The following is a 24,060-nucleotide window of genomic DNA, read 5'->3' on the forward strand; positions in this document are numbered from 1 at the left end:
GTCATGTCCAACTTCACCGCCGCGGACGTCAAGAAGCTCCGCGACCTCACCGGCGCCGGCATGATGGACTGCAAGAAGGCGCTCACCGAGGCTGAGGGCGACTTCGACAAGGCCGTCGAGATCCTGCGCGTCAAGGGCGCCAAGGACGTCGGCAAGCGGGCCGGCCGGACCGCCGCCAACGGCCTCGTCGCGCACTCCGGCAAGGCGCTGCTGGAGCTCAACTGCGAGACCGACTTCGTGGCCAAGACCGACGCGTTCGTCGCGCTGGCCCAGCAGCTGGTCGAGCACGGTGAGCGCAGCGGCGTCGGCACCGCCGAGGAGCTGCTCGCCACCGAGCTGGACGGCAAGACCGTCGCCGACCTGATCCAGGAGCAGTCCGCCAAGATCGGCGAAAAGCTGGTGCTCAACCGCTTCGCCAAGCTCGACGGCACCGTCGCGGTCTATCTGCACCGCAAGAGCCAGGACCTGCCGCCGGCCGTCGGTGTGCTGGTGGAGTACAGCGGCAAGACCGACGAGGCCGGCGACGCCGACGCCCGGGGCACCGCCATGCAGATCGCCGCGATGCGGCCGAAGTACGTCACCCGTGACGAGGTGCCGGCCGAGGTCGTCGAGTCCGAGCGGCGCATCGCCGAGCAGACCGCCCGCGAGGAGAACAAGCCCGAAGCGGCCCTGCCGAAGATCGTCGAGGGTCGGGTGAACGCCTTCTTCAAGGACTACGTCCTGATCGAGCAGGCGTCGGTCTCCGACAACAAGAAGACCGTCAAGCAGGTGCTGGCCGAGGCCGGCATCGAGGTGACCCGCTTCGTCCGGTTCGAGGTCGGCCAGGCCTGAGCCGCCACCGTCCGGGCGCGCGTGCCGCACCCGGACGGGCACGCAACGCCGACGAGGAGGCCGCAGGTGTACGCGACAGGCACCGCGGCCTCCTCGTCGCATAGGGTCGGCAACGGGCAGGTACGCGGTGACGCGGCGCGGTCGACGCGCACGCGGGAGGGGCGGGGCGGATGACACAGGTTGTGAACGACCGGAGCCTGGAGGCGGACGACCCGACGGCGCCGCCGGCCGGCCGAGCCCGCCGGGTGGTGCTGAAGCTCTCGGGTGAGGTCTTCGGCGGTGGGGCGATCGGTGTCGACCCGGACGTCGTGCAGGCCATCGCCCGGCAGATCGCCACCGTGGTCCGCCGTGGTGTGCAGGTCTCCGTGGTGGTCGGCGGCGGCAACTTCTTCCGTGGGGCGGAGTTGCAGAAGCGCGGCATGGACCGGGCCCGCGCCGACTACATGGGCATGCTGGGCACGGTGATGAACTGCCTGGCGTTGCAGGACTTCCTGGAGAAGGAGGGCATCGAGACGCGGGTGCAGAGCGCGATCACGATGGCCCAGGTCGCCGAGCCGTACATTCCGCTGCGGGCGATCCGGCACCTGGAGAAGGGACGCGTGGTGATCTTCGGTGCGGGTGCCGGGATGCCGTACTTCTCCACCGACACCGTGGCCGCCCAGCGGGCGCTGGAGATCCGCGCCGACGTGGTGCTGATGAGCAAGAACGGCGTGGACGGCGTCTACAGCGCCGACCCGCGGATCGACCCGGCCGCCAGCAAGTTCGACTCGATCACCTTTTCCGAGGTGTTGCAACGCAACCTGCGGGTGGCCGACGCGGCGGCGTTCAGCCTCTGCATGGAGAACGGGCTGCCGATGCTGGTCTTCGGCGCCCAGGGCGAGGACACGATCATCCGGGCCGTCGGCGGCGACACGATCGGTACGCTGATCACCGCCTGACCGGTCCCGGCGACCAGAGCGGTCCTCCGCACCAGAGCAGCAGCTTCAGCCCACGACGAGCAACAGAAGGAGGCGAGGAGACCGGTGATCGACGACACCCTCCTCGAGGCCGAGGAGAAGATGGAGCGTGCGGTCGAGCACGCCAAGGAGGAGTTCGGCGCCATCCGTACCGGTCGCGCCAACGCCGCCATGTTCTCCAAGGTCATCATCGACTACTACGGCACGCCGACCCCGCTGCCCCAGATGGCGTCCATCGGGGTGCCGGAGCCGCGCATGGCCATCATCAAGCCGTACGACAACTCGCAGATCAACGCCATGGAGAAGGCGATCCGCGACTCCGACCTGGGGTTGAACCCGAACAACGAGGGCAACCAGCTGCGCATCCTGCTCCCGCAGATGACCGAGGAACGTCGCCGCGAGATGATCAAGGTGGCTCGGCACAAGGGCGAGGAGGCCAAGGTGGCGGTCCGCAACGTCCGCCGCAAGGGCAAGGAAGAGCTGGACCGCCTGGTCAAGGACGGTGAGGTCGGCGAGGACGACGGCCGCCGCGCCGAGAAGGAACTCGACGACATGACCCAGCGTTACGTCGCCATGGTCGACGAGCTGGTCAAGCACAAGGAGTCGGAGTTGCTCGAAGTCTGAGCCCGGCCCACGGCACCGGCGCGTCACCGCTCTGCGGAGGCAGCGCCGGTGCCGTCGTCGTCCGTCGGCCGGACCGCCGTGCTGACGTCCACCGTGCCGACGTCCACCGTGCCCGGCTGGCCGGTGCAGTAGGCTCGGCAGGATTCCTGGCCACCGGGCGGTGAACGGCGGGGATCGATCGGTCGTCGGGCCGGTCAACCGGAAGTAGTCACGCGGGTAGGGGATGGTTGTGGTCTTGCGTCATGTGGTGGCACTCGCACCCTCGTCCGGTGCGTGATGTCCCCCCTCGACCCCTACAGCGGCACCGAGCCCCGTGGCTGGGAGCGGTCCGACCGTCCCCCGGCTCTGCCCTGGCCGGAACGGGAGGTCGAACCGTGGTCGCCCCGGCAGTCCGGCCCCGGATTGTCGGCCGGGCCGCAGGCCCCGCTCCGGCCACCGGTGCGTGGCCACGACGAGCCGAACGGCGGGCCGTACGACGAACCGGTCGGTGACCTCTTCGGTGCCGATCACCCGGGCGGGCCGCTCGCCGACGACGCCTCGACCGCGCAGTTCGCCGTGGTGCGCGACGACGACGCCCCGACCGCGCACCTGACGCCGGTGCGCGACGGCGACCTGCCGACCCCCCAGTTCGTCCCGGTCGGTGACGACGGCGGCACCGGGTCGCGCCTGCCGTCGCCCGATGCCGAGGCGGATCCGGAGCCACCGGCCGGTCGACGGTTCCGGGGCCGGCGGCGGGCCAGTGCCGACCGGCCGGCCACCCCACTGCCGGCGACCGGGCGGGCCGGCCGTAACCTGCCGGCCGCCATCGGTGTCGGGCTGGGGCTCGGCGCGTTGGTCCTGGTGCCGCTCTTCTTCTTCCTGCCCGGCTTTCTGGCCGTGCTGGCCGGCGCGATCGGGGTGGGCATCTGGGAGATGACCCGCGCGGTCCGGCGCAGCGGCGCCCACCCGCCGCTGGTGCCGCTGCTCGCCGGTGGCGTGCTCACCATCGGGTTGGCCTGGTTCGCCGGGCCGGACGCGCTGAGCCTGGGGCTGCTGGTCACCGTGCTGGGCGCGATGGTCTGGCGGCTGGGTGACGGCCCGGCCGGCTTCCAACGGGACATCACCGCGGCCACCCTGATCGCGGTCTACGTGCCGTTCCTGGGTGGTTTCGCGGCGATGCTCGCGGCGGCTCCGGGCGACGGCCACCTGCGGGTGCTGGTCACCGTGGTCGGCGTGGTGCTCTCCGACACCGGCGGGTACGCCGCCGGGGTGTCCTTCGGTAGGCACCCGATGGCACCCAGGATCAGCCCGAAGAAATCCTGGGAGGGGTTCGCCGGCTCGGTCGCCGCCGCAGCGCTCGGCAGTGCCCTGCTGATCTGGCTGCTCTTCGACGTGGCGCCCTGGTGGGGTGCGGTGTTCGGGATGGCGGTCTCCGGCGCGGCGGTGCTGGGCGACCTCGCCGAGTCGATGATCAAACGGGACCTCGGCGTGAAGGACATGAGCACCCTGCTGCCGGGGCACGGTGGCCTGATGGACCGGTTGGACTCGATCCTGTTCGCCGTACCCACCGCCTACCTGCTGCTGGCGGTCCTCGTGCCGGTGGTGGGCTGAGGGATGAATCACGCCGCGCCACCCGGGTGGTCCCCCTGGTGGGGGCCGATTCGGCACCTCCGGACGGGTGGGTCCGGCGACCGGCGTGACAGACTGGACCAGCCATGACGAGCCTGCCTGTGATCCCCGTTGACCCGGACGCCCCCGGCCGCCGCCCGGCGATGCCACCCCGACACCTCGCCGACCTGGACCTGCCGGGCCGGCGGGCGCTCGTCACCGAGCTGGGTGAACCAGCCTTCCGGGCCCAGCAGGTCTCCCACCACTACTTCGGGCGACTGGTGCGCGACCCGGCCGAGATGACCGACCTGCCGGCGGCCACCCGGGACCGGTTGGCCGGGGCGCTGCTGCCCCGGCTGCTCACCCCGGTCCGCGAGCTGGCCTGCGACGACGGGGCCACCCGTAAGGCGCTGTGGCGGTTGCACGACGGGTCGCTGGTGGAGAGCGTGCTGATGGGTTACCCGGACCGGGTGACCGTCTGTATCTCCAGCCAGGCGGGTTGCGGCATGGCCTGCCCGTTCTGCGCCACCGGCCAGGCCGGGCTGACCCGTAACCTGTCCGCCGCCGAGATCGTCGACCAGGCGGTCTATCTCGCCGGGGTCGCCGCCTCGGGCGCGGTGGCCGGGTCGCCGCCCCGGTTGTCGCACGTCGTGTTCATGGGCATGGGCGAGCCGCTGGCCAACTACTCCCGGGTCGTCACGGCGATCCGGCGGCTGGTCGCGCCGGCCCCGGAGGGGTTGGGTCTGTCGCAGCGGCACATCACCGTCTCCACGGTCGGTCTGGTGCCGGCCATCCGCCGACTGGCCAGCGAAGACCTCGCGGTGACCCTTGCGTTGTCGCTGCATGCGCCCGATGATGAGCTGCGCGACGAACTCGTGCCGGTCAACCAGCGCTGGAAGGTAGCCGAGGTGCTGGACGCAGCGTGGGACTACGCGGCGACGACGGGGCGCCGGGTGTCGATCGAGTACGCGATGATCAAAGACGTGAACGATCAGCCGTGGCGGGCCGACCTGCTCGGGCGGTTGCTGGCCGGTAGGTCGGCGCACGTCAACCTCATCCCGCTCAATCCGACACCGGGTAGCCGGTGGGACGCCAGCGCCAAGCCGGTGGAGCGGGAGTTCGTCCGACGGTTGCGGGAGTCCGGCGTCTCCACCACGGTGCGTGACACCCGGGGGCGTGAGATCGACGGTGCGTGCGGGCAGTTGGCTGCCGCGGTGGACAGTGACATCGAAGCGCCGCGCGGGCGCGACCGGGCGTAGCGGTACGAGACCAGGAGACATAGTGGCGAGTCAGGGTCAGCGTTTCCGGCGTAAGGCGCTCCGCCGGGGCTACAAGGTCGACGAGGTCGACGCCTTCCTGGACCGGGTGGAGGCCACCCTCGCCGGTCAGCCGGTCGGTGCCCCCGTGGCCTCCCAGGAGGTCCACGACGTCGTCTTCCGGGTCCGCTTCAACGGCTATGACGAGTGGCAGGTCGACCTGCACCTGGATCGGGTGGAGCGGCAGTTGGCCGAGCTGGAGGAGCGCGCCGCCCCCGGTGGCCGGGTCGCCGACCCGCGTGGCGCGGACCGGCTCGCCCCGCCGATGCGCGACGACCACCGGGGTATGTCGCCGGTGCCGCAGCCGATGCCGCCCCGCGCGATGCCGGCCCAGCCTGGTCCGCCGGACCGTTACGGCAGCCGCTACGACGAGCCGAGTGGCGCCTTCGCCGTCGGACGTGACGCGCCGCGCGGTGGGTACGACGAGCCGAGTGGCACCTTCGCCGTCGGACGTGACGCGCCGCGCGGTGGGTACGACGAGCCGAGCGGTGCCTTCGCCGTCGGACACGACGCGCCGCGCGGTGGGTACGACCCGCCTCGTGGTGGGTACGACGCGCCGCGCGGCCAGTTGGGCCCCGGGCCCGGCGGGCCGATGGGCCCCGGGCCCGGCGGGCCGATGGGCCCCGGTCCGAGTGGGCCGATGGGGCACGGTGGCCCACCGCCGCGGGGTCTGCCGGCCGGCCCGGGTAGTGGCTACGGCCCCCCGGACGAGCAGCGCTTCGACGGTTTCGAGGCGGGCCGGCACGGTCGTACCGACATGACTGCCGAGATCCGGATGCCCGAGCGCGACCGGATGCCGGAACGCGACCGGATGCCCGAGCGCGACCCGCGGGAGATGCGTGGTCGTGGTCCGGGAGGCCCACCGCCGATGGGTGGCCCGTCGATGGGCGGGCCCGCGCCGATGGGTCCGCCGGCCGGTGGCCCGCCGATGGTGGGTCCGCCGATGGCCGGCCCGCCCGGCAGCGAGCTGTACCGGGTCGACCAGATCCGGCGCAGCTTCCAGGTGCGCCGCTTCGGCAGCGGGTACGACCCCGACCAGGTGGACCGGTTCTTCGAGAGCCTGCTCGGTGGGATGCAGGGCCGTAACCAGATGCCGGTGAACCCCAAGGACCTGGATACGCTGCGGTTCGGGCTGGTGCCCGGTGGTTACTTCGAGGCGGAGGTCGACGCCGCGCTCAAGGACGTCCAGGACATCCTCTTCGGCCGTTGATCCGGCAGATGTGACGAGGGCCCATCCCCGACCGGGGTGGGCCCTCGTACGTCTGTGGGGCGGTGCGTCAGGAGCGCAGCCCGCTGCGGCGCAGCACGGCGTCGCCGATGACGATCGCCAGCAACAGCACGGCCAGGCCGACCAGCCAGATTTCCTCGACCTTGCCCTCGTGGTTGCCGCACAGCATCGCCAGCAGCGCCAACGCGGAGAGCACCGCGCCGATCCGTCCGGCCTTGCGGTGCCCGGGCCTGTGCTGATCTGGCGCGGTTACCGGCTCGCTTCCTGCCACTGTCGGTCCTTCCCTCGCGATCGGATCTCCGGCTAGTCTGGCACGCCCTGCCCCGGCCCCGGTGCGGGGTCCGCCCTGCCGAAGCCCGGTGGACCGGGAAACTCGTGGCGCGCGGCCGGCTGTTGACCAGCAGCGCCCGGGTCGCCGGGGGCCGGGTCGGCAGGATCGGCGTGCCGGGGTGGCCGGGCCGGGCAGGAGTGGGCAGGGCCGGCCGGGGACCGGGCCGAAAGACCCCGGCCCGGTGGGGCGGGTCGGCTCTACCGGCGTCGCGGGCCGTCGACCACACTGCCTCCGGTAGCGTTCGGGCGTACACCTTGATTGTCTGTTTGAGGGGGACTGCGGTGCGAGTGACCGGTACGGGACATGCCAGCATGCGGATCGACACGGCTGCGGGCAGCATCCTGTGCGACCCGTGGGTCAATCCGGCCTACTTCGCCTCCTGGTTCCCGTTCCCCGACAACTCCCTGCTCGACTGGGAGACCCTGGGTCAGGTCGACTACCTGTACGTGTCGCACCTGCACCGGGACCACTTCGACGCCAAGCACCTGCGGGAGTTCGTCTCGAAGGACGCCACCGTCCTGCTGCCCGAGTTCCCCACCTCGGAGATGGCCGACGAGCTGCGGGCGCTGGGCTTCACGAAGTTCCTGCGGGCCCCCAACGAGCAGGTGGTGGAGCTGCCCGGCGGCCTGAAGATCATGATCCAGGCGCTGACCAGCCCGACCGACGGCCCGATCGGCGACTCGTCGCTCTGGGTGGAGTACGACGGGGTCCGGCTGCTCAACCAGAACGACGCCCGCCCCACCGACCTGACCGTCTTCGCCGAGCTGGGCCACGTGCACGCGCACCTGCTCCAGTTCTCCGGCGCGATCTGGTACCCGATGGTCTACGAGCTGCCGCAGTCGGCGAAGACCGCGTTCGGCAAGCAGAAGCGGGAGCGGCAGTTCGACCGGACCTGGCGCTACATCGACGACCTGAAGGCCGACCACGTCTTCCCGATCGCCGGCCCGCCGTGCTTCCTCGACGACGCGTTGTGGCAGTTCAACGACATCCACGGCGACGAGGGCAACATCTTCCCGGACCAGTCGGTGTTTCTGTCGGAGTACGCGAAGGTCGGCGGCACCAACGGCATCGTGCTGCTGCCGGGCAGCGTCGCCGAGGTGACCACCTCCGGCGCGACCACCACCCACCCGCAGCCGGTCGAGGAGTTCTTCGCGAACAAGACCGCCCATCTGGAGGAGATGCGGGAGCGTAAGCGCGGCGTCATCGAGGCCGAGAAGGCGTCCTGGCGGCACCCCGAGATCGACGTGCTGGCCGGGATGAAGCGCCGGATCGAGCCGCTGCTCGACGAGTCGATCTACCTGGCCAAGGGCGTCGGTGGCCCGGTCCGCTTCGACCTGGTCGGCTACGACGGGGAGAGCGTCGAGTCGATCGTGGTGGACTTCCCCGGCAAGGAGGTCCGGCCGTACGCGGACGAGAAGGTCCGGTACCGGTTCCGTACCGAGCGGGCGCTGATCGAGCACCTGCTCCATATCGACGAGGTCGACTGGGTCAACTCGCTCTTCCTGTCCTGCCGTTTCTCGGCGGCCCGGATCGGCCAGTACAACGAGTTCGTCTACGCCTTCTTCAAGTGCCTGTCCACCGAGCGCCTCCAGTACGCCGAGGGCTGGTACGACGAGCACGAGCGGGCCGTCGACGCCGAGGACGTCACCCTGGGTGACTGGGTGGTGCAGCGCCGCTGCCCCCACCTCAAGGCGGACCTGACCCGGTTCGGCATCGTCGACGGCGACCAGCTCACCTGCCAGCTGCACGGCTGGAAGTTCGACCTGCCGTCGGGCCGCTGCCTGACCAGCGTCGGCCACAAGATCCGCGCCGCCCGGGTGGACGCGGAGACGCCCGCCCCGGCCGGCGGACCGGTCAACTGACCGGCTCACCGGGTCCGCCCTGACCGCCGGCCGTCCTGTGGGGCGGCAGGCGGGGGCGAACCGGCCAGGCCGTCGACGCGGCTGACCCGTTCCCACCCCGCCACCCCCCGTTTCCGGCGACCATGACGTGGTGCCACGCCGCAGAGGCCGGCGAACCGGTGCACTCCGGGCACGGTGACGTCAGGACCGACAGGGCGGGTGGGGCGGGGTGGTGGACGAGGAGGAGTACGAGTTCGGGCACCGGCGGGAGAAGGAGCGGGACGCCTCCCGGGTGGAGGCGTTCAGCGACGCGGTGATCGCCATCGTGCTCACCCTGATGGCGGTGGAGCTGCTCCAACTCAGCCCGCAGCGGCCCGAGGGGCAGGATCTGCCCGGGGCGTTGTTCCACGAGTGGCCCGCCTACCTGGCGTACGTGATCACGTTCGTGATCGTCGGTCAGGTCTGGTTGACCCACCACAACATGTGGCGGTACGTCGTCAAGGTCGACCAGTTGCTGCTCGTCCTCAACCTGCTGTTGCTGCTGTTCGTGGCGGCCATTCCGTTCGCGGCCAGCCTGCTCGCCGACAACCTCCGGGGCACCGTCGCCGACCAGCGGTTGACCGCCGCCCTCTATGTCGGCACGGTGCTCGGTGAGGCGCTGTTCTTCAACCTGAGCTGGTGGTGGGCCCGCCGTCGACGGTTGCTCGACCCGGGGTTGGACCCCCGGCTGGCCCGTGCCGTGGCCCGCCGCTTCCTGCTCGGCCCGGTGCTCTACGTGGTGGCGTTCGGCATCTCCTTCGTCGACCCGGTGCTCAGCCTCGCGGCGTACTTCCTGCTCACCGGGCTCTACCTGATCCGGGGCCCCGGCGACCTGCCGTCCTCCCGCCCGGCCCCCGCCTGAGCCGGGCAGGCCCGTCACCGCCCGCCCGGACGGCGACGGTGTCACCCGGCCCGCCCGGCGGGACGGGCCGGTGGGCGTCAGCGGCCCAGGTCGGCGAGGATGCGTCGGGCGGCGTTGTGGCCGGCCGCGCCGATCACGCTGCCCGCCGGATGGCAGCCGGCGCTGCCCGCGTACACCCCGTCGATGCCGGTGGCGTACGGCATCCGGTCGGTGAACGAGACGGTGTTGTCGACGTGGTGGATGTGCCCGCCGGTGATGCCGAAGTGCGCCTCGATGCCGGGCGGGGGCAGCGGCACCGCGTCGGCGATCAGGTCACCGGTGCCCGGGGCGTACCGTTCGCAGATCTCCACCAGTCGGGTGACGTAGCCGGGCAGCGCGGTGTCCCAGTCGGTGCCGGCCAGCGTGTAGGGCACCGACTGGACGAACAGCGCCGACGAGTGGTGCCCGGCCGGGTCGGACAGCGACGGGTCGACGGTGGTGTGCAGGTACCACTCGATGGTCGGCTCGTCGGGCAGCCGCCCGGCCTGCACGTCGGCCCACATCGCCCGCAGCGCCGCCATCGGTGACTCACCGCCGGCCCCGACCAGCGACGCCGACCCGGGCAGCAGGTGGATGGTGGACCCGAACGGGCTGGGCGCGTCGGCCGGCAGGCAGGAGAACCGGGGCAGCCCGGTCAGCGCCAGGTTGAGCTTCAGGGTGGTGCCGGGCCGGCGGACCGCCGCCATCCGCGTGCCCAGCTCCGCCGGCAGCGCGCCGTCGGGCACCAGCTCCATCAGCCGGTACGGGTCACACGCGCCGAGCACCACCTCGGCGGCGACCTCCCGCCCGTCGGCGAGCCGGACGCCCGACGCCGCGCCCCCGGTCAGGGTGACGGCGTCGACCCGGGCACCGGTCAGGACGGTCGCCCCGGCGGCGCGGGCGGCCTCGGCGAAGGTGCGCGAGACGGTGCCCATGCCGCCCTCGGCGATCATCCAGGTGCCGTCCGCGCCGGGCAGCCGGCACATGTTGTGCACCAGGAAGTTGTGGCCGGTGCCGGGGTCGTCGGGGCCGGCGTTGAGGCCGGACAGCCCGTCGGTGACCGCGTACATGCTGACCAGCAGCTCGGAGCGGAAGTCGAAGCGGGCCAGGTAGTCGGCGACGGAACCGCGGACCAGGTCGACGAAGACCTGCCGCAGCCCGGGGCGGACGTAGCGTTCGGCGGTCTGCTCCACCGGCAGCGGCTCGGCCAGCCACGCCGGGGCCAGGTCGGCGCGCAGCTGCGCCAGCTCGGCCTGGAGCGCGTCGTCGGCGGCCACGTCGGCGGGGGAGAAGAACTCGGTGAGCTGCCGCCGGGTCGCGGCGGTGTCGCTGCCGAACAGCAGGTAAGGCGCTCCGGGCCCGCCCGGGGTGGGCAGGAAGTAGTGCGGGTCGCGGCGCAGCACCGGGATGCGCACGTCGAGGGTGGCGAGCAGCTCCGGCGGCATCAGCCCCAGCAGGTACGACCCGGTGGAGTGGCGCAGCGCGGGCACCTTCGGGAACGGGTTCTCGGTGCGGGTGGCCCCGCCGATGACCTCCGCCGCCTCCAGCACCAGCACGTCCAGCCCGGCGCGGGCCAGCAGGACGGCGGAGACCAGCCCGTTGTGCCCCGATCCGATGATCACGACGTCGGCGCGGGACGGCAGCTCACTCGCATCGCTCATGCCTGGGCAGCCTAGTGCGGCGGGCGGCGTCCGTCTGCCGGCTCGACGCGGGTGATCCGACCTGCCCGGTTGGTCCGGCTCGACTGGCTGGTCGGGGTCGGCCGGCTCGACGCTGGCGGTCCGGCTCGACTGGCTGGTCCGTGGCCGTAAGGGTGTCGGCACCATCAGGCGCGGAACGCGGTATGTCGGTGCGGCAAGAAGCGGTATGCCTGTGAGGCATAAATATGCCTCACAGGCATACCGGTCACTACGGGAAGCGTGCTCCCCCGCTCCGGCAGCCGGGGAAGGCCGGGCCGGCCCGTCGAACGTGAACGGTTGTTGCGATAGTTGACGGCGATCGCTGTGGGGTCGACGCCGGCCCCCGTCGGTGGGTGGCCCGGGTGTGGGCGGCGGCTTGACGGGTCGACGGCTCGGTAGGGCGGCGGGTCGGTGGGTCCACGGGGCGGTGGGCGGCGGGTCGATGGTTCGGTGGGTCGACGAGGGGAGAGGTCGATGTTCGCCTGGTGGGGGCGGGTGGTGGTGCGTGCCCGGTGGGTGGTGCTGGCCACCGCCGGGGTGCTGGTGGCCGTCGGGGCCACCTGGGGCGCCGGAGTGTTCGGGGGGCTGACCGGGGGTGGGTTCGACGACCCGTCGAGCGAGTCGAGCCGTACCGTGCAGCGGGTCACCGCCGAACTCGGCCGGCAGGGTGCCGACGTGATCGTGCTCTGGTCCAGCGGCACCGCGTCCGTCGACGACCCGGAGTTCCGCGACCCGGTCACCTCCACCGTGGCCGGGCTGCGCCAGCGCGCCGAGGTGGCCGAGGTGACCACCTGGTACGACACGCCCGCGCCCGCGTTCGTCGCCGAGGACCGGCGGGCCACCTACGCGCTGGTCAAGCTGACCGGCGGTGACGAGGACGCCCGCTCGGCGCAGTTCACGGCGCTGCGCCCCGCGCTGGACGCACCCGGGCTGCGGACCGACGTCGGCGGGCTGGTGGCGTTCCAGGCGGAGGCCACCACCCAGAGCACCGAGGACATCACCCGGGCCGAGTTGCTGTCCATGCCGGTGCTACTGGTGCTGCTCGTGCTGATCTTCGGCGGGTTGGTCGCCGCCGGCACCCCGCTGCTCGTCGGCGGCCTGGCCATCCTCGGCGCATTCGTGGCGGTCCGCCTGGTCAACCTGGTCACCGACGTGTCGATCTTCGCGATCAACGTGATCACCCTGATCGGGCTCGGGATGGCGGTCGACTACGCGCTGTTCATCGTCAGCCGGTTCCGGGAGGAGCTGGCCGCCGGGCACGGCACCGCCGAGGCGATCCGGCGCACCATCCTCACCGCCGGCCGTACCGTGTTCGTCTCCGGGCTGACCGTCGCGCTCGCCATGGCCAGCCTGTTGATCTTCCCGCAACCGTTCCTGCGGTCGATGGGCTTCGGCGGGATGGCCGCCGTCCTGATCGCCATGCTGGCGGCGCTCACCGTGCTGCCGGCCCTGCTGGTGGTGCTCGGCCACCGGGTGGACGCGGTGCGCGTACCGCTGCCGTGGCGGCGGGGGACGCGGGGCGCGCGGCGGGCCCTGGGTGACGAGGGTGGTGCCTGGGCCCGGATCGCGCGTAGCGTGATGCGCCGGCCGGCGCTCTACCTGGTGGGGGTCGCGGTGCTGCTCGCCGTGCTGGCCACCCCGTTCGCGCGGATCACCTTCGGCGGGGTCGACGAGCGGGTGCTGCCGGCCGACGCCGCACCCCGGGTGGTCTCCGAGCGGATCGCCGCCGAGTTCCCCGGCGGCACGATCGCCCCGATCGAGGTGCTGGTCTCCGGGGCTGCGGCCGACGCGGTGCGACCGTTCGCCGACCGGATCGCGGCGCTGCCCGGGGTGACCGGGGTCCAGGTCACGGCAGCGAAGGGGGAGTCGACCCTGCTGTCGGTGAGCTACCCGGGGGAGCCGACCGGCGACGACGCCCGCGACCTGGTCCGGACGCTGCGCGACCTGCCCGGCCCGGCCGGGGCGCAGGTGCTGGTCGGCGGGCGGCCCGCCGCCGACGTGGACCTGCTGGACAGCCTCGGCGACCGGTTGCCGTGGATGGCCCTGCTGATGGCCGGCGCGACCCTGCTGCTGCTGTTCCTCGCCTTCGGCTCGGTGGTGCTGCCGGTCAAGGCGGTGCTGATGAACCTGCTGTCGATCGGCGCGTCGTTCGGCGTGGTGGTCTGGATCTTCCAGGACGGCCACCTGGCCGGTCTGCTCGGTTTCACCTCCACCGGGTTCATCGAGCCGAGCAACCTCATCCTCATGCTCGCGGTGCTGTTCGGGCTGGCGACCGACTACGAGGTGTTCCTGCTGAGCCGGGTACGCGAGGAGTGGGACCGCACCGGCGACAACACCGCCTCGGTCGCCACCGGTCTGCAACGCACCGGCCGGATCATCACCGCCGCCGCGCTGCTGCTGATCATCGTGGTGGCCGGCTTCACCACCGGCGGGATGGCCTACATCAAGCTGATCGGTGTCGGCATGATCGTGGCGATCGTGGTGGACGCGACCCTGGTCCGGGCGCTGCTCGTGCCGGCGACCATGCGGCTGCTGGGCCGGTGGAACTGGTGGGCCCCGGCACCCCTGGCCCGGCTCTGGGCCCGTTACGGCCTGCGCGAGACCGACGACCCGGCGGACCCGCCGACGACCCCGGACACGTCCGCGTCGGCGTCGCCCGTGTCGTCGCCACCCGCGTCGGCGTTGCCGCCCGCCCCGGCGGCGGGCACCCGGGGTGGGTCGGCGGATGCCTCGGGCTGGTTCACCGTGGCCGACGCGGCATCGACGCCTGCGGACGCGCCCCCGGAGCCGGACGTCGACCCCGAGCCGGCGGTCGACCCGGAGGCGGACGTCGACCCGGAGGCGGCGGCGCGGCGGACCCGCCAGCGGGACAACGCGAGGGTGGCCGAGTAGCCGGCCAGCACGATCACGTGGAACAGGTAGAGCCACAGCAGCACCGCGACACCGGCCCCCACCGGGTCGAAGCCGCCGAACGGGACACCGAGGTCCAGCGGGAGCGAACAGAACAGCACGAAGCCGTGCAGGAAGCCGGAGAGGTTGGCGGCGGTGAACGAGCCGACCGCCAGCGTCGACAACCAGTCCGGTGAGGCCGGCCCGACCACCCGGAACACCCACATCAGCACCGGGGTGAGCACCAGCCACACCGCCAGGAACGACAGCACGATGCCGAGGGCGGCGACCCAGCCGCCCTGCCGGATCAGCCGGGTGGTGGTGGGCAGCGCGATGAGGATCGACAGCAGCAGGGCGGGGGCGGGGGCGAGCAGCGGCAGCAGCAGCAACCGCCCCCGCCAGCCGACCAGCGACTCGTCCGGGTTGGGGGCGACGGCCACCGAGACGAACGCCCGGCGCAGCCCCTCACCGTAGAGCGAGGCCGGCAGCAGGGAGGCCAGCGCCAGCAGCGGGGTCAACTGCACCCCGGCGTTGACCAGCGCGTCCACCGCCTCGGGCGCACCGATCGCGTCCGGCAGCGTCTCCACGGCGTACGCGGTGAGCCGGCGTACCCGGTCCGCGCCGGCCAGCAGCGAGGTCAGCCAGATCGCCAGCAGGGCCACCGGCACCACGGCGATCGCCCCGTAGAAGGTGATCGCGGCGGCGTGCAGGGAGAGGTCCCGCCCGCGTACCGGCCGGAACGCGGCACTGGTGATCCGCTTCGTACGCTGCCATGCGTCGCCCATCGTGGTGTTCTTCCCCCTCACGTCCGTCGGCACGCATTACGATCCCGCGACATGACCGTGCTCACCACCGACCGGCTGATCCTGCGGAACTGGACCGACTCGCCGGCCGACCTGGCCCGGATCTTCGACATCTACTCCCGCAACGAGGTGGTGCGCTGGCTGGGCGCGGCCCCCGGTCTGCCGTTGACCGACCCGGCGCAGGCGGCCGACCGGCTGGCGCTCTGGCGGGCCCGGCACGCCGACCATGGCGACCGGTACGGCACCTGGGCGGTGCAGGTGCGCGACACCGGCCTGGTGGTCGGCACGATCCTGCTCAAGCCGTTGCCCGGCCGGGACGAGCAGGTGCCCACCGCCGACATCGAGGTGGGTTGGCACCTGCACCCCGACTCGTGGGGCCACGGCTACGCCACCGAGGCGGCCCGCGTCCTGGTCGACCGGGAACTCGCCACCGGCACCGGGCGGGTGTACGCGGTGGTGGCCCCCGGCAACGGGGCGTCGATGGCGGTGGCCCGCCGGCTCGGGATGACCCACCTGGGTCGGCGCACCGACTGGTACGGCGGTGAGGAACTGGAGACCTTCGTGCGCCGGGCGCTCCCGGGCTCCCCAGGTGGCCGATAGCCACCTCAGGCGGTCATTAGCCCGCAATCCGGACGACATCTTGCGGTATTGATTGACGTCGTCCTATTCTCGCTTGTGGAAAGCGCTTTCCAGATGCTCAGTGCGGGTGTCCCGGCGAGTTCTGCTGCCGCCGGAGGCACCAGTTCGCCGTGCGCGGCAGCACGGTGAGCGGGTCGATCCGGTACCCCGGCGCAACCACCCTGGCCGACCGGCGACTCCGCCCGACGGCCGCGAAGGCCCGGCCCGTCCCCGGCGCGCAGAGGTTCGCAGGACCACCACCATCACCGCCGCCCGGCCGGGCACCACACCAGGCACCACACCCCCCGGCAGCGGCACCACCACCAGGTACTGAGAAAGGTGACGCGAGGATGAGACGACCAGTTGCACGACGAGTCCAGGCGGGGCTGGCCACGGCCGCCGTCGGTGCCGCGATCTGCGTGGCCCTGCCGGTGCACCAGGCGTCGGCGGCGGCCGGCAGCGCCAGCGGCTACGCCACCCAGAACGGCGGCACCACCGGCGGCGCGGGCGGCCAGACCGTCCGGGCCAGCACGGGCACCGCGATCCACGCGGCCCTGTGCAACCGGGCCAGCAGCAGCACCCCGATCGTCATCGAGGTGCAGGGCACGATCAACCACGGCAACACCACGAAGGTCTCCGGCAACAGCTGCAACACCGCAGCCGACAAGATCGAGCTGAAGGAGATCAGCAACGTCACCATCGTCGGGGTCGGCAACGGGGCGGTCTTCGACCAGCTCGGCATCCACATCCGCGACTCCCGCAACATCATCATCCAGAACGTGACGGTGCGGAACGTCAAGAAGTCGGGCTCGCCCATCTCCAACGGCGGTGACGCCATCGGCATGGAGAGCAGCGTGCGCAACGTCTGGGTCGACCACACCACGCTGGAGGCGTCGGGCGGCGAGTCGGCCGGTTACGACGGGCTGTTCGACATGAAGGACGACGTCCAGTACGTGACGTTGTCGTACAGCATCCTGCGCAACTCCGGCCGGGGCGGCCTCATCGGCTCCAGCGAGAGCGACCGGGGCAACGGCTTCGTCACCTTCCACCACAACCTCTACCAGAACATCGACTCCCGTACGCCCCTGCTGCGGGGCGGGATCGCGCACATCTACAACAACTCGTACGTGCAGCTCAACGAATCGGGGATCAACTCCCGGGCCGGTGCGCGGGCCAAGGTGGAGAACAACTACTTCAAGAACTCCCGGGACGTGCTGGGCACCTTCTACACCAGCGAGGCCGGCTACTGGCAGGCCAGCGGCAACATCCTGGACAGCGTGACCTGGTCCAGCGCCGGCAGCGAGACCAACCCCGCCGGCCCGGGTATGCCGTCCAACACCAGCGTCAGCATCCCGTACTCCTACCGGCTGGACGGGGCGAGCTGCGTGCCGGACATCGTCCGGCAGACGGCCGGCGCGAACACCGGCCTCAAGGAGTCCAACGGAAGCTGCTCGCCGACCACGCCGACCCCGACCACCCCGGGACCGACCACGCCCGCGCCGACCACGCCGGCCCCCACCACCCCCGCCCCGACCACCCCGCCGCCCACCAGCAACCCCGGCGGGACCAACCTCAGCATCGGCGCCGGCTCCGACGGCTCCAGCAAGGCCAGCGGTACGAGCTACGGCGACGTCCGCGACGGCAACATGGGCACCTTCTGGTCGCCGGCCGGGTCGACCGGTGACATCTCAATCAAGTGGGGCTCGGCGACCGGCATCTCCTCGATCAACATCCGGGAGGCGTCGGGCTCGGCCGGCAGCATCACCTCCTGGCAGGTCCTCAACGGCGACACCGGCGCGGTGCTGGCCTCCGGCAGCCGGGCCGGCGTGATCACCTTCGCTCGGACCTCGCTCAAGAAGGTCACCTTCCGGATCAACAGCTCTGCTGCCACCCCGAAGGTCGCCGAATTCGAGACCTACGCCTGACCAGTTCCCCCGCGCCGCCCGGGGCGGTGATCGCCGCCCCGGGGGTGGTCGCTGTCCCGGGAGGGTGGTCGCTGTGCCCGGGGGTGGTCGCCGTCCCGGGGGCTGATCGCCGTCCCCGGAGGGTGATCGCTGTGCCCGGAGGGTGGTCGCTGTTCCGGGAGGGTGGTCGCCGTCCCGGGGGTGATCGCCGTCCTGGTGGTGATCGCCGTGCCCGGAGGGTGATCAGTAGGGCCGAGGTGGCGGTGTCCGGTCGGCGTGGACACCGCTACCTCGGCCCCGTTGTGTTGATCAACCCGCGTCGGCGGATGCGGCCGAGGAGCCGGTCGATGGCCGGTCGTGGCGGGTCCACGCGAGAAACCGGGTGAAGTAGGCGGCCGGGGTCGACCGTGCCGGCGCCGACCCGCAGCGCATCGGTGATCGCGTCGTGCCCGCGCTCCTGCGCCCGTGCCCCTGCGCCCGCGCCCCCTGCCAAGGTCGTGCTACTTCCATGTTGTAGTGGCATCCCTGCGCTACGAGGCCACTACAACATGGATCGAGCACGATCGTGGCGTGGCGTGGCGTGGCGTGGCGCGGGCGCAGGCGCAGGCGCGTGGGCGCAGGAGCGCGGGCGCGGGGTGGTGGTGTCGTGGGCGGGCTTGTCGCGGTCACCCGCCGCTGACCACGGAGATGCCGTTCAACATGACACGGCGTCATCGGGACAAGCCTGTCCGCCGTGCTGGCTCCCGGCGTGGTGATCGACTCAGTACGGTCGATGACTCAGTGGGGTCGATGTGGGGGTAGTCGACTGGCGCGGACACCCCCATGTCGGCCCCGTTGTGTCGACCAGGGCGCGGGACCGGGTGGGGGACGGGCTGACCGAGACGCACCGGTGGTGCGACGGCCCGGTGGCAGGGCTGCGGCGATTAGGCTGGAACCAGCAGGATGTTCCGCTGAGGGGGTGAGCCCGGATGGCCCAGGCCGCATTCGCGCCCGAGCCGGCACCGCAGGCACCCGACCCGACGTCCCCGTCGCCCGGGTCGGTCGACCGGCCGACCGGGCCGTCGTTCGATGTGCTGCGCTGGCACGACGAGCCGTGGACCGCCCAGCTCGCCCTCGACCTGTTGCCGGAGACCAACGGTCCCAAGGTCGAAGTCCTGAGCGGAAGCGTGATCGTGACCCCACATGCCGGAATCGACCACCAGTCGGTCGAGCGAGAACTGCCTTATCTGTTGCACCGTGCGGCACGCCGAGCCGGCTACTGGGTGTACCCCGAGATCAATCTGATCTCGGGCAAGGACCTTTACATCCCGGATATCGCCGTGCTGCGCTCCTCCGGTGGTGGGCGCGCGGCGATCGACATTCGGCAGGCGGTGCTGCTGGGGGAGATCGTGTCACCCGGCAACCGGCGCAAGGACGTGATCGACCGACCCCGGGAGTACGCCGCCGCCGGGGTTCCCTTCTTCCTCCGGGTCGACCTGCGCAACCGCGTCCCCACCCTGGCGCTCTACGAGCTGGCCGACGGGGAGTACCGACCGACGGCCGCAGCCGCAGCGGGGACGACTTTTGTCATGACACGGCCATTCGCGTTTTCTCTCGATCCGGCCGAGCTGCTGGACGAAGCGGCACCTCTCGGCGGGGAGGTGGGGCCGATCGGCGGGGATGAGGCGGCCGGGGAGGGGGACGTCGAGCGGTGAGGCTCCCAGCGGGAGTACAGCGGGGCCGGGGCAGAATGGCCGCGTGACAACTCCCCGGGATCTCGTACTGCTCGGCTCCACCGGCTCGATCGGCACCCAGGCGATCGACATCGTCAGGCGCAACCCGGACCGGTTCCGGGTGGTGGCGCTCGGTGCCGGCGGCGGCAACGTCGAGTTGCTCGCCACCCAGGCCCTCGAGTTGGGCGTGGACGCGGTCGGGGTGGCCAAGGCGTCCGCCGCGCAGGATCTCCAGCTCGCCTTCTATGCCGAGGCGAGTCGGCGCGGCTGGGCCACCGGGGACTTCAGGCTGCCGAAGATCATTGCCGGTCCGGACGCCATGACCGAGCTGGCGCAGTGGCCCGGCGACGTGGTCCTCAACGGGGTGGTCGGGTCGCTCGGGCTCGCGCCGACGCTGGCCGCGCTGCGCTGTGGTCGTACCCTCGCGTTGGCCAACAAGGAGTCGTTGGTGGCCGGCGGCCCGCTGGTGAAGGCCGCGGTGACCCGGCCGGGGCAGATCGTGCCGGTCGACTCGGAGCATTCGGCGCTGGCCCAGTGCCTGCGCGGCGGCACCCGCGGCGAGGTACGGCGGCTGGTCGTCACGGCCAGCGGCGGACCGTTCCGGGGGCGGCGGCGCGACGAGCTGACCGCTGTCACCCCGGAGCAGGCGCTCGCCCACCCGACGTGGAACATGGGCCCGGTCGTCACGATCAACTCGGCCACCATGGTCAACAAGGCGCTGGAGGTGATCGAGGCGCACGAGCTGTTCGACGTGCCCTACGCCGACATCACCGTGATGGTGCACCCGCAGTCGGTGATCCACTCGATGGTCGAGTTCGTCGACGGTTCCACCCTGGCCCAGGCGAGCCCGCCGGACATGCGGCTGCCCATCGCGCTCGGCATCGGCTGGCCCGACCGGGTGCCCGACGCCACCGCCGCAGTGGACTGGACCACCGCCCACACCTGGGAGTTCGCCCCCCTCGACGACGAGGCGTTCCCGGCGGTGGCGCTGGCCAAGGCGGCCGGCGAGGCGGGTCGCAGCCGACCGGCGGTCTACAACGCGGCCAACGAGGAGTGCGTGGCGGCGTTCGTCGCCGGCCGGTTACCGTTCCTCGGCATCGTCGACACCCTGGAACGGGTGCTGGAGGAGGCCCCCGATTTCGGTGAACCGGGTACGGTCGAGGACGTACTCGCCGCCGAATCGTGGGCGCGCGCGCACGCGCAGGAGATCATCGCGGGGTCGGGGAAGGAAGCCTGATGCTATATCTGCTCGGGGTGGTGGTGATCGCCCTGGCGATCCTCATCTCGGTGAGCCTGCACGAGGCCGGTCACATGCTGACCGCCAAGGCGTTCGGCATGAAGGTCACCCGCTACTTCGTCGGCTTCGGGCCGACCATCTGGTCGTTCCGCCGGGGTGAGACGGAGTACGGCCTCAAGGCCATCCCGCTCGGCGGCTTCTGCAAGATCGTCGGTATGACGCCGCAGGACGACGACGTCGAACCCGGTGACGAGAAGCGGGCCATGTGGCGTTACCCGGTCTGGAAGCGGACGATCGTGATGTCCGCCGGCTCGGTCACCCACTTCGCGCTGGCGATCATCGCGATCTGGCTGGCCGCCATGTTCATGGGCCTGCCCAACAAGGACCTGCCCAACCCGCTGCCGGCGCACGTCAAGGTCGTCGACTGCGTCATCACCACCGACGCCGCCCGCGAGTGCGCCCCCGGTGACCCGGTCAGCCCCGCCAAACTGGCCGGGCTGCGCGACGACGACAAGATCGTCGCGGTGAACGGGGTCGCCGTCGCCGACTACACCGCGCTGGTCAAGACCGTCCGCGACCTCCCGCCGGGCCAGCCCGCGACCATCAGGTACGAGCGCGACGGCGTGGCCGGTGAGGTCCGCGCCGATCTCGCCGCCGTGCAACGCAAGCCGCTCGACGACCCCAACGGCGCCCCGGTCACCGTCTCCGCCCTCGGCGTCGCCGGCCCGATGCTCCCGCCCGGCGTCCCGGCGAACGTCACCTACGGCCCGGTCGAGGCCATCCCGGCCACCGCCGGCTACACCAAGGACCTGGCCGTCGGCACCTACGAGGCGCTCAAGCGGATCCCCGACAAGATCCCCGCCCTGTGGACCGCCGTCACCGGCGGTGAACGCGACAAGGACACCCCGATCAGCGTCGTCGGGGCCAGCCGGCTCGGCGGCGAAGCGCTGGAGAACGGCGTCTGGCAACTGCTGGTCCTGCTGTTCATCTCGCTGAACTTCTTCGTCGGCGTGTTCAACCTGCTGCCGCTGCTGCCCCTGGACGGCGGCCACATCGCCATCGCCTGGTTCGAACGGGCCCGCTCCTGGCTCTACGCCCGGATCGGCCGGCGCGACCCGGGCCGGGTCGACTACCTCAAGCTGATGCCCATCACGTACGCGGTGATCCTCATCGGTGGGGCGTTCACGCTGCTCACCGCCACCGCGGACATCGTCAACCCGATCACGCTCTTCACGAGGTGAGTGCCCAAGTGACCGCTGTCAGTCTCGGTATGCCCGCCGTACCGCCCCCGCCGCTCGCCCCGCGCCGGGTCAGTCGCCAGATCATGGTCGGTTCGGTGCCGGTCGGTGGGGGTGCCCCCGTCTCGGTGCAGTCGATGACGACGACCCTCACCTCCGACGTCAACGCCACGCTCCAGCAGATCGCGGAGTTGACCGCGTCCGGTTGTCAGATCGTCCGGGTGGCCGTACCCAGTCAGGATGACGTGGAGGCGTTGCCGGCGATCGCCCGCAAGTCGCAGATCCCGGTGATCGCCGACATCCACTTCCAGCCGAAGTACGTGTTCGCCGCGATCGACGCCGGTTGCGCGGCCGTCCGGGTCAACCCGGGCAACATCCGCCAGTTCGACGACAAGGTCAAGGAGATCGCCGCAGCGGCCTCCGCCGCCGGTACGCCGATCCGGATCGGCGTCAACGCCGGCTCGCTCGACAAGCGGCTGCTCGCGAAGTACGGCAAGGCCACCGCCGAGGCGCTCGTCGAGTCGGCGCTGTGGGAGTGTTCGCTGTTCGAGGAGCACGGTTTCCGGGACATCAAGATCTCGGTCAAGCACAACGACCCGGTGGTGATGATCCGGGCGTACCGGCAGCTCGCCGAGCAGTGCGACTACCCGCTGCACCTGGGGGTGACCGAGGCGGGCCCGGCGTTCCAGGGCACCATCAAGTCGGCCGTCGCCTTCGGCGCGCTGCTCGCCGAGGGCATCGGCGACACGATCCGGGTGTCGTTGTCCGCCCCGCCGGTCGAGGAGATCAAGGTCGGCAACCAGATCCTGGAGTCGCTGGGCCTGCGCGAACGCGGCCTGGAGATCGTCTCCTGCCCGTCCTGCGGCCGGGCCCAGGTGGACGTCTACAAGCTCGCCGAGGAGGTCACCGCCGGCCTGGAGGGGCTGCCCGTCCCGCTGCGGGTCGCCGTGATGGGCTGTGTGGTGAACGGGCCCGGCGAGGCACGCGAGGCCGACCTGGGTGTCGCCTCCGGCAACGGCAAGGGGCAGATCTTCGTCAAGGGGCAGGTCGTCAAGACCGTCCCCGAGGGGCAGATCGTCGAGACGCTGATCGAGGAGGCGCTGCGGATCGCCGACGAGATGGGCGCGGAGATCCCCGAGGAGCTGCGCGACCTCGTCCCCGGCGCCACCGTCACCGTGCACTGATCCACCGTCGAAAAGGCGGCCCTCCCACCGGGAGGGCCGCCTTTTTCGGGTACGGGGTCGAGCGTCGTCGGGATGCCCGGTGACCTGGCCTGGGGTCGTGGTGGTCCGGCCTGAGGTCGTGGTGAGCTGGGCCGATTGTTTTGTGGATGGTCCGGCCACCGGGTTGTGGTGACCCGGGCTGGGCTGTGGTGACCCGGGCCTGTTGTTTGTGGCGGTCCGGGCTGGTTGTTTTGTGGTGGTCCGACCCGGGGTTGTGGTGACCCGGGCCGGGCTTGGTGGTAGCGGTCCGGGTGATGGTGGCGGTCCGGGCCGGCCGGCGAGGTTCGCCGTGCCGGGCCCGGACGTCGCGGGTGACCGGTGACCGGTGGCCGTCGGCCGTTGGCGGTGGCTCTTGGCCGGTGGCCGGGTCGCCGGGTCGTGCCCGGCGGTCACTCGGATTCGGCGAGGATCGCGTACAGCTTGCGTCGGGTCTCGTCGAGCACCTGGGCGGCGCGTTCCCGCTGGTCGTCGGTGCCGGTCATCATCACCTGGCGCAGCGCGTGCATGGCCTGCGCGCCCGCGTCGCGGATGTCGTGCCAGCTGTTGACGGTGTCCTCGGCGAACTCGGCCCAGGGCGGGGTCTGCGCGGCCGTGGTGGCCTCGTCCCGGCCGGCGTCGGTCAGGCCGAACCGCTTACGCCCGCCGCCGGCCGGGTCGGTGCTGGCGGCGATGACGCCCTCGTCCTCCAGCAGTTGCAGGGTCGGGTAGATCGACCCGGGGCTGGGCCGCCAGGCCCCGCCGGTGCGGGAGTCGATCTCCTGGATCATCTCGTAGCCGTGCATCGGCCGCTCGGTGAGCAGGGCCAGGACGGCGGCCCGGACGTTGGGCCGGCGTCCCCGGCCGCGCCCGCGACCACCCCGGACGCCGCCCCAACCCCCGTGCCCGTGCGGGCCGGGTGGCATGGGCGGGAAGCCGAAGCCGCGTTGCCGTGCCTCTTGCAGGGCCTGCATCCGTCGGTGGAATCCCATCGTGTCGTTCCTTCCGTGGAGTGTCGCTGATGCATCAACGATATATCGCCAACGTGTCGTCGGCAAGAGTGTTCACGATGAGGCCCGGTTCCGGTCGACTGTCGTGCGGCTGCGCCGGTCGCCCGGCGGACCACCACCCGCATCTGGCAGGCTGGA

18 protein-coding genes and 1 pseudogene are annotated in these 24,060 nt (G+C 71.7%); 15 read left to right on the forward strand and 4 right to left on the reverse strand.

Annotated features, from left to right (window positions below; translation table 11 throughout):
* The first annotated feature begins 3 nt into the window (after positions 1-3).
* The 6 genes from tsf (at position 4) to AB0B63_RS18740 (ending at position 6,524) form a co-directional block, all read left to right on the forward strand.
* Positions 4-831 carry a translation elongation factor Ts gene (gene tsf / locus AB0B63_RS18715; RefSeq protein WP_208567177.1) on the forward strand — a complete coding sequence of 276 codons (828 nt, stop codon included), beginning with the start codon at positions 4-6 and terminating at the stop codon, positions 829-831.
* A 170-nt stretch (positions 832-1,001) separates the two neighbouring features.
* Positions 1,002-1,769: a UMP kinase gene (gene pyrH / locus AB0B63_RS18720; protein ID WP_219468356.1), complete on the forward strand. Its 768-nt coding sequence runs from the start codon at positions 1,002-1,004 to the stop codon at positions 1,767-1,769.
* Between the two features lie 84 nt (positions 1,770-1,853).
* A complete protein-coding gene (gene frr / locus AB0B63_RS18725; RefSeq protein WP_208567176.1) occupies positions 1,854-2,411 on the forward strand; it encodes a ribosome recycling factor in 558 nt (185 codons plus the stop codon).
* Positions 2,412-2,687: 276 nt separating this feature from the next.
* The gene (locus AB0B63_RS18730; RefSeq protein ID WP_357020177.1) at positions 2,688-4,001 is read left to right on the forward strand and encodes a phosphatidate cytidylyltransferase; all 1,314 of its coding nucleotides are present in this window, start codon (positions 2,688-2,690) and stop codon (positions 3,999-4,001) included.
* Between the two features lie 104 nt (positions 4,002-4,105).
* On the forward strand, positions 4,106-5,257 hold the full coding sequence (gene rlmN / locus AB0B63_RS18735; protein ID WP_208567174.1) for a 23S rRNA (adenine(2503)-C(2))-methyltransferase RlmN: 1,152 nt from the start codon (positions 4,106-4,108) through the stop codon (positions 5,255-5,257).
* Positions 5,258-5,279: 22 nt separating this feature from the next.
* Positions 5,280-6,524: a DivIVA domain-containing protein gene (locus AB0B63_RS18740; protein ID WP_357020180.1), complete on the forward strand. Its 1,245-nt coding sequence runs from the start codon at positions 5,280-5,282 to the stop codon at positions 6,522-6,524.
* A gap of 67 nt (positions 6,525-6,591) precedes the next feature.
* Here AB0B63_RS18740 and AB0B63_RS18745 read toward each other — a convergent pair whose 3' ends face one another.
* The gene (locus AB0B63_RS18745; protein ID WP_208567172.1) at positions 6,592-6,813 is read right to left on the reverse strand and encodes a DUF2631 domain-containing protein; all 222 of its coding nucleotides are present in this window, start codon (positions 6,811-6,813) and stop codon (positions 6,592-6,594) included.
* Between the two features lie 341 nt (positions 6,814-7,154).
* On the opposite strand from AB0B63_RS18745, the gene AB0B63_RS18750 reads away from it, so the two are divergent.
* Complete coding sequence (locus tag AB0B63_RS18750; protein ID WP_357020185.1) at positions 7,155-8,735, forward strand: Rieske 2Fe-2S domain-containing protein; 1,581 nt, start codon at positions 7,155-7,157, stop codon at positions 8,733-8,735.
* 208 nt (positions 8,736-8,943) lie between these two features.
* Complete coding sequence (locus tag AB0B63_RS18755; RefSeq protein WP_208567170.1) at positions 8,944-9,615, forward strand: TMEM175 family protein; 672 nt, start codon at positions 8,944-8,946, stop codon at positions 9,613-9,615.
* Positions 9,616-9,692: 77 nt separating this feature from the next.
* Here AB0B63_RS18755 and AB0B63_RS18760 read toward each other — a convergent pair whose 3' ends face one another.
* Complete coding sequence (locus AB0B63_RS18760) at positions 9,693-11,294, reverse strand: NAD(P)/FAD-dependent oxidoreductase (RefSeq protein ID WP_357020189.1); 1,602 nt, start codon at positions 11,292-11,294, stop codon at positions 9,693-9,695.
* A 492-nt stretch (positions 11,295-11,786) separates the two neighbouring features.
* On the opposite strand from AB0B63_RS18760, the gene AB0B63_RS18765 reads away from it, so the two are divergent.
* Entirely contained in the window at positions 11,787-14,204 is a 2,418-nt protein-coding gene (locus tag AB0B63_RS18765; RefSeq protein WP_357020192.1) for an MMPL family transporter, read from the forward strand.
* Here the strand turns inward: AB0B63_RS18765 and AB0B63_RS18770 are convergent.
* A pseudogene (locus tag AB0B63_RS18770) lies at positions 14,171-14,986 on the reverse strand (YhjD/YihY/BrkB family envelope integrity protein); the annotation flags it as partial. The gene AB0B63_RS18765 and the pseudogene AB0B63_RS18770 overlap by 34 nt on opposite strands.
* A 51-nt stretch (positions 14,987-15,037) precedes the next feature.
* Here AB0B63_RS18770 and AB0B63_RS18775 point away from each other — a divergent pair.
* The 6 genes from AB0B63_RS18775 (at position 15,038) to ispG (ending at position 22,897) form a co-directional block, all read left to right on the forward strand.
* Positions 15,038-15,604 (forward strand): GNAT family N-acetyltransferase, encoded by a 567-nt coding sequence (locus AB0B63_RS18775; protein ID WP_208569274.1) that lies wholly within the window; start codon positions 15,038-15,040, stop codon positions 15,602-15,604.
* Positions 15,605-15,972: 368 nt separating this feature from the next.
* Positions 15,973-17,547, forward strand: a complete 1,575-nt coding sequence (locus AB0B63_RS18780) for a pectate lyase (protein WP_357020195.1) — start codon at positions 15,973-15,975, stop codon at positions 17,545-17,547.
* 947 nt (positions 17,548-18,494) lie between these two features.
* Positions 18,495-19,220 carry a Uma2 family endonuclease gene (locus AB0B63_RS18785; RefSeq protein WP_357020198.1) on the forward strand — a complete coding sequence of 242 codons (726 nt, stop codon included), beginning with the start codon at positions 18,495-18,497 and terminating at the stop codon, positions 19,218-19,220.
* Positions 19,221-19,263: 43 nt separating this feature from the next.
* Positions 19,264-20,475 carry a 1-deoxy-D-xylulose-5-phosphate reductoisomerase gene (gene dxr, locus AB0B63_RS18790; RefSeq protein ID WP_208569277.1) on the forward strand — a complete coding sequence of 404 codons (1,212 nt, stop codon included), beginning with the start codon at positions 19,264-19,266 and terminating at the stop codon, positions 20,473-20,475.
* Entirely contained in the window at positions 20,475-21,716 is a 1,242-nt protein-coding gene (locus tag AB0B63_RS18795; protein ID WP_357020203.1) for a site-2 protease family protein, read from the forward strand. Before dxr ends, AB0B63_RS18795 begins: the two co-directional genes overlap by 1 nt.
* An 8-nt stretch (positions 21,717-21,724) precedes the next feature.
* A complete protein-coding gene (ispG, locus tag AB0B63_RS18800) occupies positions 21,725-22,897 on the forward strand; it encodes a flavodoxin-dependent (E)-4-hydroxy-3-methylbut-2-enyl-diphosphate synthase (protein ID WP_208569279.1) in 1,173 nt (390 codons plus the stop codon).
* Between the two features lie 428 nt (positions 22,898-23,325).
* Here ispG and AB0B63_RS18805 read toward each other — a convergent pair whose 3' ends face one another.
* Positions 23,326-23,904: a helix-turn-helix transcriptional regulator gene (locus AB0B63_RS18805; protein ID WP_208569280.1), complete on the reverse strand. Its 579-nt coding sequence runs from the start codon at positions 23,902-23,904 to the stop codon at positions 23,326-23,328.
* Positions 23,905-24,060 lie beyond the last annotated feature (156 nt).

It is taken from the genome of Micromonospora sp. NPDC049081, from assembly GCF_040648835.1.
Taxonomy (GTDB): Bacteria; Actinomycetota; Actinomycetes; order Mycobacteriales; family Micromonosporaceae; genus Micromonospora; species Micromonospora antibiotica.